The following is an 11,785-nucleotide window of genomic DNA, read 5'->3' as shown; positions in this document are numbered from 1 at the left end:
AGAGGGTTCATCCATGACCACTCCTCCGCCCGCGGTTCAGTTTCTGGCCACAGACGGCACCTTCGCTCCCAGCGCCGGGAGCGACGAGTACCTGCCCTACATAGAGGCGCTCAGCGACGCTCAGCATGAGCAGTTCTATCGCGACATGTTCGTCATCCGGCGCTTCGACACCGAGTGCACCAACCTGCAGCGCCAGGGGCAGATGGCCCTCTGGCCGCCGAGCCACGGCCAGGAGGCCGCGCAGGTCGGATCGGCCCGCGCCACCCGCGCGCAAGACCACATCTTTCCGAGCTATCGCGAGCACGTCGTCGCCAAGATCCGCGGCGTCGACCTCATGGGCATCGTCGGCCTGATGCGCGGCACCACCCTCGGCGGGTGGGACGTGAACGACCCGAAGAACGGCAACTTCCACGGTTACACCCTGGTGCTCGGCACGCAGACGCTGCACGCCACCGGCTACGCCATGGGCGTCAACTTCGACGGCGCCGTCGGCACGGGCAACCCCGACACCGACACCGCCGTGGTCGTCTACTTCGGCGACGGCTCCACCAGCGAGGGCGACGTCAACGAGGCCATGGTCTTCGCGGCCAGCTACCAGACGCCCACCGTCTTCTTCTTGCAGAACAACCAGTGGGCCATCTCGGTTCCGGTCGCCACGCAGTCGCGCGTTCCCCTCTACCTGCGCCCGCGCGGCTTCGGCATTCCGAGCGTGCAGGTCGACGGCAACGACGTTCTCGCCAGCTACGCCGTCTCGGCCAAGCACCTCGACGACGCCCGCAACGGCCTTGGTCCCAGCTATGTCGAGGCCATGACGTACCGCATCGGCGCCCACACGACATCCGACGACCCCACCCGCTACCAGACCGACGAGCAGCTGGCCCACTGGGTCGCCCGCGACCCGATTCTGCGCTTCGAGGCGTTCTTGAGGAACAAGGGCGCGAGCGAGGCCTTCTTCGCCGACGTCGAGCAAGAGGCGGCCGATTTCGCGGCGGACATCCGCAAGCGCACGCTCGAGCTGCCCAACCCCACGATCGACAACCTGTTCGACCACGTCTACAGCGAGCCGCACCCGCTCATCTCCGAGCAGAAGGCCTGGCTGGCGAACTACGAGGCGTCGTTCGGAGGAGACAAGTAATGGCCGTCGAAGAACTTCCGCTGGCGAAGGCCATCAACGCTGGCCTACGCAAGGCCATGCGCGACAACGACAAAGTGCTGCTCATGGGTGAGGACATCGGAACGCTCGGAGGAGTGTTCCGTGTGACCGAGGGCATCAAGGCCGAGTTCGGCTCCACGCGCGTGCTCGACACGCCCCTCGCCGAGTCGGGCATCGTGGGCACCGCCATCGGCCTCGCCCTGCGCGGCTACCGGCCCGTCTGCGAGATCCAGTTCGACGGCTTCGTCTACCCCGCCTTCAACCAGATCACCACCCAGCTCGCCAAGCTCACCAACCGCGGACGCGGAACCCTGCGCATGCCCGTGGTCATCCGCATCCCCTACGGCGCCCACATCGGCGCGATCGAGCACCACATGGAGAGCCCCGAGGCGTACTTCGCGCACACGGCCGGTCTGCGCGTGGTCAGCCCGTCGACCCCGAACGACGCCTACTGGATGATCCAGGAGTCGATCGAGTCGAACGACCCCGTGATCTTCTTCGAGCCCAAGAGCCGCTACTGGCCCAAGGGCCCGGTCGAACTGGATGCCTCGGCGTCGCCGCTGCACGCCAGTCGCGTTGCGCGCACGGGCACGGATGCGACCCTGGTCGGTCACGGCGCCATGGTCACCATGATGCTGCAGGCCGCCGAGCTCGCCGCCACCGAGGGAGTGAGCCTCGAGGTCATCGACCTGCGCTCTCTGAGCCCGGTCGACTACACGCCCATTCTCGACTCGGTCACCAAGACCGGGCGCCTGGTCGTGTGCCAGGAGGCTGCCGGCTTCGTCAGCGTCGGATCCGAGATCGCGGCCACCGTCGCCGAGCGGGCGTTCTACTCGCTGCAGGCTCCGGTGATCCGGGTGTCGGGCTTCGACGTTCCCATGCCCGCGCCTCGCATCGAGAACCTGTACCTGCCCGACGTCGACCGCATCCTCGAAGCGGTCGACCGGTCGCTGGCGTTCTAACCTCCCGTTCCCTGAGCTTGTCGAAGGGAACGCATCGAAACTTCCCTTCGACAAGCTCAGGGAACGAAAACAAGCAAAGGATGGCATCGTGACCACCTCGCACTTCAACCTCCCCGACGTCGGCGAAGGCCTCACCGAGGCCGAGATCGTCTCGTGGCGCGTCGCCCCCGGTGACACCGTCGCCATCAACGACGTGCTCGTCGAGATCGAGACCGCCAAGTCGCTCGTCGAACTGCCCTCCCCGTTCGAGGGCGTCGTCGAGGGGCTGCTCGTGGCCGAGGGTGACACCGTCGACGTGGGAACTCCCATCATCAGCGTGAACTCCTCGGGCGGCGGCACCGTCGCGCCCGCGCCGGTTCCTGGCTTCGAGACGCCGATCACCGCGGCCTCCATGCCCGCGTCTGCACCGGCCTCGGTTCCCGCCGCACCGGCGCCGACCGCTCACCACGTCGCTCCCGCGGCCTCAGCGTCGCCCGCGGTCGTCGAGGCCGAGCAGGTGCGAGCGGATGCCGCCGCTTCCGTCTCGAAGGAATCAGACAGCTCCTCGGGCGCGGTCCTCGTCGGGTACGGCATCAAGGGCCACGTTGCCAGCCGCCGGCCCAGCCGCGCTGGCGCCGCAACGGCCGGGGCCAAGCCGGCCACGGCATCCGCGGCACCCGCCTCGAGCGGCCAGCCGCAGGCATCCGGCGCCCGCGCCCCGCGCGTGCCCGTGCTGACCGGCCTGCCGATCATCGCCAAACCGCCGATTCGCAAGCTGGCCAAAGACCTCGACGTGAACCTGGCCGAGGTTCAGCCCACGGGCCCCATCGGCGACATCACCCGTGCCGACGTGGTGCGGCACGCGGAGCAGGCGAAGGTGTTCCACAACATCGAGACGCCGCAGTGGGCCGACACGCGCGAAGAGATCATTCCCGTGAAGGGCGTGCGCAAGCAGATCGCGAAGGCCATGACGCACTCCGCGTTCTCGGCACCGCACGTGAGCCTGTTCGTCGACGTCGACGCCACGCGCACCATGGAGTTCGTGAAGCGTCTGAAGACATCGACCGACTTCACAGGCGTGAAGGTCTCGCCGCTGCTGATCATGGCGCGCGCGATGATCTGGGCGGTGCGCCGCAACCCGATGGTGAACTCGGCGTGGACCGACAAGGAGATCATCGTTCGCAACTACGTGAACCTGGGCATCGCGGCGGCGACGCCGCGCGGGCTCATCGTTCCGAACGTGAAGGATGCGCAGGACATGTCGCTGCTCGAGCTCGCCACGGCGCTGGAGCAGCTCACGCTGACCGCGCGCGAGGGGCGCACCTCGCCGGCAGATCAAGCCAATGGCACGATCACCATCACGAACATCGGTGTCTTCGGCATGGACACGGGCACGCCCATTCTGAACCCGGGCGAGGTCGCGATCGTCGCCCTGGGAACGATCAAGCAGAAGCCGTGGGTCGTCGATGGCGAGGTGCGTCCGCGCTTCGTGACGACCGTGGGCGCGAGCTTCGATCACCGCGTTGTCGACGGTGACGTGGCGAGCCGGTTCCTGGCCGACGTCGCGAGCATCATCGAGGAGCCGGCGCTGCTGCTCGACTAGCTTCCTTGCGCTGGTCTAGTAGCCAGAGGCCGCCTGCGGCCGAAGCGTATCGAGACCACGGGGGTGAACTCCTTGCGTTGGTCGAGTAGGTCGCTCAGCGACCGTATCGAGACCACGCTGGTGATCTCGATAAGCGGGCTCCTTCGTCGCGCCGCTACTCGATAAGCGCAGAGCGGCGCTTCGCGGGGCGGCGCTCAGTCGTAGCGGACCGAGATGGGCTCGTCTCCGTCGGGCACTGCCTGGCAGCCGAGAATCAGGTCGTTCGCCAGGTCGTCGTCGTCGAGGATCTCGTTGATGGCCATGGTCACGCTGCCGCCGGTCAGGCGCGCGATGCACCCGCCGCAATAGCCCTCGCCGCACGCGTAGGGCACCTTGATGCCACGGGACTTCAAAAAGACGGCGAGCGGCACGGCCGGCGGCCACAGCAGCTCGTGCTGTTCGCCGTCGAACTCCACGACGAGTGGATTGCCGGTGTCGCTCTCCATGCTTACTCGCTTACTCCTGGAAGGGATCGATCGGTAGGGCGACGGCGGTCGAGGGAGCGGCGTCGTCGCTTGCCGCGGTGAGAACTGAGTTGTCCAACACGAGCGCGCGCTTGCTTGCGCCGCGTCGAAGCCTCGAGAAGCGTAACGCAGTGCGCGGGGTTCGTTCCTCAGCGACTACTCGACCGGGCTCGGTGTCCGCTATTCGTGCGCAGCCGCGCGAGCGAGGTTGTGCAGCAGGCTCGCCGCATAGTCGCGGTTGTCGTCGGTGATGGCCGGATGCGTCGGGGCAGCGTGGTCGTTCGACACTCGGAACATCTTCGTCTCGGCCTCCCAGACGAAGCCCTCGACGTCTTCCAACGCGGTGCGAAACAGCGGCTCCATGAGGTCTTTGGAGTACACCGCCTTGTTCGTGATGGCGATGCCGTACACACCCGCGAACGTCGCGCTCGACAGCGAGACGAGCAGCACCTCGTCGGCGGGAAGGTTCCACTTGGCCGAGAGCTTGTTCAGCGCCTTGGCGTCTTTGGGGCGAGCAGGAAGCCTGAAGTCGGAGCCCATCCGGCTCGCGAGAACGAGCTGCTCCACGGTCTGGGTGGCTTCATCGCTGCTGGGTGCACTCCCGTGGCCAGAGACGGAGCGACCGGCCACCTGCACGGCTGCGACGACGGCGGAGAGGTAGGCAGCGGCATCCACAGCGGTTGTCGGCTCGAGCATGCCCGCGATCTGCGCGAGACCGATGGATGCGCCGGCCACCTCGAGCGATTCGCCCGCCACCCGAATAGAGGCGGGGTCGATGCTCTCGATCGCGAACTGGGCTGAGCTGTTGCCCACGTCGTCGAGGTAGACCGTGCGATCGGTGACGAGAATGCCGTTGGAACGGCGGCGGAGCAACAGGTCGATGGAGTGGAAACCCCAGTAGACCAGGGGCAACTCGCCATCGCTGACGGCGTTGCGCAGCTGCAGTTGCTCGACGGCCTTCCAGAACACAGACTCGGCGTCGTCGAATTCGGGGTGCTCGGTCTGCCCGGCGAGAAAGACGAAGGAGTTGTTCGACGGGGGCACGGGCACCGCTGAAACGGCAGACATCAGTACGTTGAACGCGTCACGTCGATCGGCGGGGAGGGTGCTGAGGTATTCGGTCAGGTTGCTCGCTGCGGGCAAGATGGCGCTCCTATCGCTGATCGTGTGATGCGACCATCTTGGCGTATGCGCTCCCTGAGCCTGTCGAAGGGCTCGGGCGAGCTAAGTCAGCACGATGTCGACGACGTGCCGATGAGTGGGCGCTGCTGCCCGGCGAGTCCACCCGTTCGTGCTGACTTAGCCCCGCTGGCTCACTCCTGACGGGCGGGCGGCAGCAGCCGGAGGCCTCCTAGGTACACGAGCTCCTCGGCGTCGGCCCGGCGCCGGCGGGTGATCCCCACGAACAGCGCGATGCCCGCTCCGGTGAGGGCCGACCCGCTCACGAGGATCCCCACGCTCGTCAAAAGCGGCAGCGTCGTCGTGACGAACACGATCACGGCGGCAACGATCGCGGTCGAGCCGATCATGATCACGATCGCAGCCCCGGCCACCCGCAGCCGAAGCTCCTGCGCCTCCCACGCCGCCACGAAGGGCTCGGCCAGGCCTCGCTCACGCTCGCCGTCGTCGCGCCGGGCCATCCACGATCGCGCCAGCTTGCGGCGGTGGCGCACGTCGGCGTCGGCCGCGGCGCACCAGCCGAGGTACAGAACGAACGAGAGCAGCATCGCGCAGAGCACCAGCAGGGCGACAACGTCGTTCGCCTCGGAGCCGAGAAGCCGCGCCCCCACAACCTCGAGCACCACGGCCACCGCGATCACCAGCAGGCCCGCCGCGATGCAGCCCACCAGCGCACGCATCAGCACCCCGCGCAGCCGCACCGTCGGCGACGGATTCGCCGCCAGAATCTCGAGCGCCTCGGTGTCGTCGTCGAGACACTCGCGGTCGAAGCGCTCGCTTCTGATCATCGCGATCAGGCTCCGGATGCCGCCGAACGGCCGCCGGTCCTTCGCCCGCGCGGGCAGCTCCGCGCGCCCTGCCTTGACGTGAGCGGTCGACGCGGTGGGGTCGTTCGGGCTGATGACCCCCTGCGGATCCCTCAACTCTGCCGCCCGGATCAGCGTGTCGAGCTCCTCGAGAAGAGTGTCGCGGCCCACCCGCGACGAGCCTCCGCCCGTCGTGCGCGAGACCGCCGCGGCCAGTTGGCGGTCGGTCAGGGGTGGGATGCCGTCACCTACGTGACCGCGTGCGTCACGCGAGCCGGCGCGAGCGGCCGGCGCCGCGGCATCCGGAACCTCGAGCTGCAGCTCGCTGACGAAAGCAGCGAGCCGGCGCAGATCGGGCGCATCCAGGCCCTTCATCGGGGTGCCTTTGACCAGCACCCGCGAGGTCGCGCCCAAGTTGGAGGTGAAGCGATAGACGACGTAGTCGGCGCCGTTCGAGGCCGACGAGAGAGAGCGCCGCGCCTCGGTGATCGTGTTGATCGGCACGGTGCGGCGACGCAGCGAGAGCGCGTGGCGGCGGAGGGAGACGGTGTGCGCGCTGGGGCTCCACTCGACGACGTCGTAGGCGAGGGTCACGCCGAGCAGCAGTCCGGCGGTGAAGAGGAGCCAGACCGAGAGCACTCCGAGGGGCCAGCTCAGCTCGCCCGCGCCGAGCGCGTCGAAGGGAATCGACGCGATCGAGCCGAGCAGGGCACCGATGGTGCCCGCAGACAGCACGATGAAGCGCAGATTGACGAGGCCTGGAAGCGTGCCGATGCGCACGGTGTCATCGTCGCGGGCGGGCATGGCTCAACGGTCGCAGAGTGCGGGAGCGCTGACAAGCTGCTCGCAGCCATATTAGGAACACTCCCTCTTTCACTATGAAGTCACCTCGCCGTCTGAGGCGTGGGATCATTGCCCCATGACGGATGAACAGGATCGAGTGGGCGAGCTCCTGCGTGATTTCATCGTCGGGTACGGCGAGCTCACCCGTCACATGGGTGAATCCATCGATCTTCCCGCGTCGGATGCTGCCGGTCTTGCCGAGATCGCGATTGCTGCCAGCGAGGGGGAGCCGATGACACCCGCACGCCTTGCTCGGCATGTGGGGCTGACGTCGGGTGCGACGAATGCTCTGATCAACCGGCTGGAACGCCGTGAGCTGGTGACGCGGAGTCGCGAGAGCGACGACCGCCGCATCGTCACGCTTCGTCCGACACCCCAGGCTGCTGCGAGCGTCGGCGAGTTCGCCGCGCAGGCGGGGGGTGGACTCGAGGAAAGCCTGCGGGCCCTGGATCCGACGTCGGCTCGCATCATCGCGGGGTTCCTCAGCGATATCACCAGCAGCATTGACGAGGCCAATAAGAGACTGCGCAATGCGCGCCGCTGACGCGTCCACTTGCCAGATTGATTCATAAAGAAGTAACTTCACAGTGAAGTAAACGTGTCATACTGATCTTCTGCACACGCAGAACCGATCAGAAAGCAGTTATGACATGCCTGAATCCCACGTCGTGATCTCCGGAGCCAGCATCGCTGGGCTCTCCGCCGCATTTTGGCTTCGCCGGGCCGGCTGGCGCGTCACCGTCATCGAACGCGCGAACGCGTTTCGCGACGGCGGCCAGAATGTCGACGTACGCGGAATCGCTCGTGAGGTGCTCACCCGCATGGGACTGTTCGATGCCGTCAAAGCGCAGAACACCACGGAGATGGGCACCGTGCTCGTCACCTCCACGGGCAAGGTCAGGGCTGAACTGCCCTTCGGCGGTGAAGACGGAGCGACAGCCGAGCTCGAGGTGCTGCGAGGCGACTTCGCCCGCACGATCCTCGACCATCTGCCGGATGGTGTCGAATTCATCTACGGCGACACGATCGCCGAGGTCTCGGACGTGTTCGACGCCGTGGACATCAGCACGGTCGGCGGGCTGTCACTGCGAGCGGATCTGCTCGTCATCGCAGAGGGTGTGCGGTCTGCCACCCGAGACAGGCTCTTCGGCGACGTGGTCGACCAGAAAGAGCTCGGCGTCAACATGGTGTTCGGCACCATTCCGCGCACCCCGACCGACGACAATCGGTGGCGTTGGTACAACGCGATCGGCGGGCGACAGATTCATCTCCGGCCCGACAACTACGGCACCATCCGTGCGATTCTCGCCTACTCGCGCGGGGAGGACCTCAAGGGACTCGACCGAGCCGGCGCCCTCTCGGTCGTCAGGGCCCGCTACCAGAATGCAGGGTGGGAAGCGTCCCGAATTTTGGACGCGTTCGATACGTCTGACGACGTCTATATCGACCAGCTGACCCAGGTGCGAATGAGCACCTGGCATCGAGGCCGTGTCGTGATGGCGGGAGACGCCGGGTGGTGTGTAACCCCGATGGGCGGCGGGGGCGCATCCCTCGCGCTCACCAGTGGATACGTGCTCGCCGCCTACCTGTCGACCAATCCACACGACCTCGAGACGGCCCTCACCTCGTACGAGAAGTGGCTCCGCCCGCTGGTTGACGACGTTCAGAGCCTGCCTCGGGGGCTCCAATACTTCGCCTACCCGCAAACGAGACTCGGTTTGGCGGCCCGCGGGGTCGTCGACAAGGTGATCGCGTCGCGCTTGTTCAGGCCTATCGCGGCAAAGCTGACCCGAGTCGCGGAAACGAAGCAGGTTCTTCCTGCACTTCGCGACGCCGACGAGTAAGTGACGCCGCTGGCGCGCTCAACAGGATGTTTAGACGAAGAGCTGGCGTGTCCTCGGCTGGGCGGCGGCGTGGTGGCGATCCGCCCTGTAATAGCTAACTAGGGGCTCAGTCGTCGAGAGCGTCGAGTTCGTCGAGTTCGTGGTTGATGCTCGCTCCACGGGAGGACAATAATCCCGGGGCAGCCTGAGTGCTGCGCAACTTGATCCGTCTCAGGGGTCCGGGACAAAAGTGTCCTCAGTTAGCGGGCCACGGTACGCGGCTGCTTACCAGCACGCGCTCGTGAGCTTTGAATCTGCGCCGATGCGCGGGTCCACGACGACGGACGACGTGATCATGTGCAGCTCGTTGATGTCACGATGGATTGATGCACCCTCTCATTCGCCCCGCCACGGCCGCGGACGCCGGCGAGCTCTCGCGGGTCAGCCTCACCATGTGGGACGAGGCGTACGGCGAGATGATCGATGAGGAAGCATTGCGTCGACGCCACGACGAGCCTGCGGATTCTCGCGCTGCGCGGTGGGCGGAGCGCATAGCCAGCGAAGAGGTGTTCATTGCCGTCGACAATGGCGCAGTGGTCGGCTTTGCCCGAGTTGCTATCGCACCGAAGACAGAACTGCTCTCGCTCTATACGCGGCAGAGTCACTGGCGCTCGGGGCTCGGAACGCGATTACTGACCGAGAGCTTGCGGGGAGCCACCGCAGAGTTGTGGGTATTCGAGGGCAATGCGCGAGCGCAACGCTTCTATGAGCACCACGGATTCCGTCTCGACGGGCAGAGGCGAGAGGACCCGCCCTACGGGTTCGAGGTGCACATGATTCGATCCCGCACGTTCGACAGGACGTATTGACGCAGGGGCGGTCTGTCGTCGATCTCACAACGGCGTGGCGACGATCCGACCTGTAATAGCGCAGACGCGGGTCAGTCGTCGAGGGCGTCGAGCTCTCTCAGAGCGTCGTTCGCCCGATCGATCCGGTCCTGTTCGGGGGAGTCCCACCAGTAGGGGCCGCGCTCACCCAGGCCGTGCTTCGCTAGGCCGGTGCGCCGACGAGCTGCGGCCACTGCCTCGTCGTCGCCCGCCTTCTTTGCGGTGCGCACGCCGGAGCGGCCCCGGCCGAGGTGACTCTTCAGCCGAGCGAGAGTGTCGTCATCGAGAACGGGGTCTGTGCGACGCCACTTGCGGCCATTGATGACCAGCCAGTGAGCGTCGTTGACAGACCCCGTCTCAGACACGTTCTTTGTTCTTCGTGCGTGAAGGCGGCGCTAGGCCGCGATCAGCTCGGGCTGTGCAGCCCACGAGCCGGAGGGGTTCTCCACGGGAGTCCCATCTGGCTCGGTTCCCTCTTCGGGGTCGATCTCGTCGGGCTTTGGGGTGTGCTCGGGGCGAGGGTCACTCATCGTCGGCTCCTCCTCCTGATGCGGTGTCTTCTCCGCTTTCGGGCTTGCTTCCGTCAGATCCCGAGCCATCGGGAATCTCTTCGGCATCCGGCTTCTTGGATTCATTCGTCGTCATGCGTGCTCCTTTCCATATGCGACGTTACGCCCGTCGCCCAGATGGCGTCAGGGGTTGACGAGTCAACGTGAGAGCAGGGCCCCCGCGCTGCGGGTGACGAGGTCGCGATCGGTGGTGAGCACGAACTCGTAGAGCCCCTCGCGATGCCGCGACGGATCGATCTCCCTCGCCGTGAGGGCGGCGGCGTAGTCGGCGGTGAGCAGAACGACGTCCCACTCGGCAGCCAGCGGGTCGGCGTCGTCGACGGTCACGCTGCGGGCCGGATGCGGGAGGGCGGCCGACGCGCCGGTCGAGTAGGCCGTCAGCAGGCATCCGGATTCGATCAAGCGGTCGTACCGCCGCCGCGTGGCCTCGGTGATGTTGTCTTCGGACTGGAAGGTCGAGAGCAGCACCGCCGAGTCGCCGGCCGCCAGGGCTCGCTCCTCGAGCAAGATGCTGACCTGCACGAGCATGGCGCGGTCGCCGACCCTCAACGGGGTACTTGCCGCGACGACGCCGAAGGGAGTGACGTCGCTCGAATCGCGTTCGCGTATCGCGCTGTGCCGGCCCGGCCCCGAGGGTCGAACGGTGACGCCGGGGGCATCCCCTGCGGTCTCGCTCGGCTTGCCGAAGTGCCAGCCCTGGGCCACGGATGCGCCGAGCGCCCGCGCCCGCGTGATGTGCTCAGCGGTCTCGACGCCCTCTGCCAGAACGAGAGCGCCGCTTCTCTCGGCGTACGCGGCGACCGCAGTCATCATCGCCGCGGTGGTGCGGTCAGGCTGGCGGCGGATGAGGTTCATGTCGAGCTTCACGATCTCGGGTGCCAATAGCGGGAGAAGCGCGAGAGAGGCTGGTTCGGCGCCCAGGTCGTCGATGGCGATGAGGTGGCCGGCGGCGCGCAGGGCGGCCGCGGCGGTCAGAAGCGCTCCGGGATCGGCGGTGAGAGCCCGCTCGGTGATCTCGATGACGAGCGGGGGAGCGCTGAGCAGTGGCGCGGTGATGAATCCGTTGGCAAGGCTGATCGGTTCGACATTCACGAAGAGGGAGTGCGGTGTGAGGAGCCCCTGCGCTGCCGCGGCGCGCAGAGCGGACTCGATGAAGAGCGAGTCCAGATCGTCGGCCCTGCCACTTTGATAGGCATCGTGCAGGAGTCGATCCGGCGCCACCGGCACCCCGTACGATGACGCACGGCTGAGCGCCTCGTGAGCAACGACCCGACCGGTATCGATGTCGACCACGGGCTGGAAATGGGTCGTCAGACGATCGATACCGAATGTCTGCATGCTCCTATTAAGACAGGAGTCACGGGAGATCACCTATTCGGGCATCCCGACGAGCGCCGAGAGCGAACCTCGACGCTGGCCGGGCGTGCCGAGTACGTCGAGCCCTAGTGTCTGCGTCATCACTGCTCTCGAAAGGACTC

General features: G+C 66.6%; 13 protein-coding genes. 6 read left to right on the top strand and 7 right to left on the bottom strand.

The window, feature by feature from the left end; genetic code table 11:
• Positions 1-13: 13 nt before the first annotated feature.
• The 3 genes from ASE64_RS15240 (at position 14) to ASE64_RS15230 (ending at position 3,697) form a co-directional block, all read left to right on the top strand.
• Positions 14-1,135, top strand: a complete 1,122-nt coding sequence (locus ASE64_RS15240) for a thiamine pyrophosphate-dependent dehydrogenase E1 component subunit alpha (protein ID WP_055782461.1) — start codon at positions 14-16, stop codon at positions 1,133-1,135.
• Positions 1,135-2,115 (top strand): alpha-ketoacid dehydrogenase subunit beta, encoded by a 981-nt coding sequence (locus ASE64_RS15235; RefSeq protein ID WP_055782458.1) that lies wholly within the window; start codon positions 1,135-1,137, stop codon positions 2,113-2,115. The genes ASE64_RS15240 and ASE64_RS15235 overlap by 1 nt, the downstream gene beginning before the upstream one ends.
• Positions 2,116-2,203: 88 nt before the next feature.
• Positions 2,204-3,697, top strand: a complete 1,494-nt coding sequence (locus ASE64_RS15230) for a dihydrolipoamide acetyltransferase family protein (RefSeq protein ID WP_055782455.1) — start codon at positions 2,204-2,206, stop codon at positions 3,695-3,697.
• Positions 3,698-3,891: 194 nt separating this feature from the next.
• On the opposite strand, the gene ASE64_RS15225 is transcribed toward ASE64_RS15230, so the two are convergent.
• The 3 genes from ASE64_RS15225 to ASE64_RS15215 form a co-directional block, all read right to left on the bottom strand.
• Positions 3,892-4,182 (bottom strand): 2Fe-2S iron-sulfur cluster-binding protein, encoded by a 291-nt coding sequence (locus ASE64_RS15225; protein WP_055782451.1) that lies wholly within the window; start codon positions 4,180-4,182, stop codon positions 3,892-3,894.
• Between the two features lie 198 nt (positions 4,183-4,380).
• Positions 4,381-5,343: a hypothetical protein gene (locus tag ASE64_RS15220; protein ID WP_055782448.1), complete on the bottom strand. Its 963-nt coding sequence runs from the start codon at positions 5,341-5,343 to the stop codon at positions 4,381-4,383.
• A 170-nt stretch (positions 5,344-5,513) separates the two neighbouring features.
• Positions 5,514-6,989, bottom strand: coding sequence for a hypothetical protein (locus ASE64_RS15215; protein WP_055782446.1), 1,476 nt, complete (start codon positions 6,987-6,989; stop codon positions 5,514-5,516).
• A gap of 115 nt (positions 6,990-7,104) precedes the next feature.
• Between ASE64_RS15215 and ASE64_RS15210 the strand changes: the two genes are divergently transcribed.
• The 3 genes from ASE64_RS15210 (at position 7,105) to ASE64_RS15200 (ending at position 9,720) form a co-directional block, all read left to right on the top strand.
• Positions 7,105-7,572, top strand: coding sequence for a MarR family winged helix-turn-helix transcriptional regulator (locus tag ASE64_RS15210; protein WP_082466407.1), 468 nt, complete (start codon positions 7,105-7,107; stop codon positions 7,570-7,572).
• Between the two features lie 106 nt (positions 7,573-7,678).
• Positions 7,679-8,872, top strand: coding sequence for an FAD-dependent monooxygenase (locus ASE64_RS15205; protein ID WP_055782441.1), 1,194 nt, complete (start codon positions 7,679-7,681; stop codon positions 8,870-8,872).
• 365 nt (positions 8,873-9,237) lie between these two features.
• Positions 9,238-9,720, top strand: coding sequence for a GNAT family N-acetyltransferase (locus tag ASE64_RS15200; RefSeq protein ID WP_055782438.1), 483 nt, complete (start codon positions 9,238-9,240; stop codon positions 9,718-9,720).
• 71 nt (positions 9,721-9,791) lie between these two features.
• Here ASE64_RS15200 and ASE64_RS15195 read toward each other — a convergent pair whose 3' ends face one another.
• The 4 genes from ASE64_RS15195 to ASE64_RS15190 all read right to left on the bottom strand — a co-directional run bounded on the left by ASE64_RS15195 (position 9,792) and on the right by ASE64_RS15190 (position 11,645).
• Positions 9,792-10,103 carry a hypothetical protein gene (locus ASE64_RS15195; protein ID WP_055782435.1) on the bottom strand — a complete coding sequence of 104 codons (312 nt, stop codon included), beginning with the start codon at positions 10,101-10,103 and terminating at the stop codon, positions 9,792-9,794.
• A 30-nt stretch (positions 10,104-10,133) separates the two neighbouring features.
• The gene (locus tag ASE64_RS17870) at positions 10,134-10,268 is read right to left on the bottom strand and encodes a hypothetical protein (RefSeq protein WP_268750591.1); all 135 of its coding nucleotides are present in this window, start codon (positions 10,266-10,268) and stop codon (positions 10,134-10,136) included.
• Positions 10,261-10,383 carry a hypothetical protein gene (locus tag ASE64_RS17865; RefSeq protein WP_268750590.1) on the bottom strand — a complete coding sequence of 41 codons (123 nt, stop codon included), beginning with the start codon at positions 10,381-10,383 and terminating at the stop codon, positions 10,261-10,263. Before ASE64_RS17865 ends, ASE64_RS17870 begins: the two co-directional genes overlap by 8 nt.
• Before the next feature lie 62 nt (positions 10,384-10,445).
• A complete protein-coding gene (locus ASE64_RS15190; protein ID WP_055782432.1) occupies positions 10,446-11,645 on the bottom strand; it encodes an EAL domain-containing protein in 1,200 nt (399 codons plus the stop codon).
• Positions 11,646-11,785 lie beyond the last annotated feature (140 nt).

The sequence above is a fragment of the Agreia sp. Leaf210 genome, assembly GCF_001421485.1.
GTDB lineage: Bacteria > Actinomycetota > Actinomycetes > Actinomycetales > Microbacteriaceae > Agreia.
The sequence above is the reverse complement of the archived record's forward strand: the minus strand, read 5'-3'. Positions and strand labels throughout refer to the sequence as shown.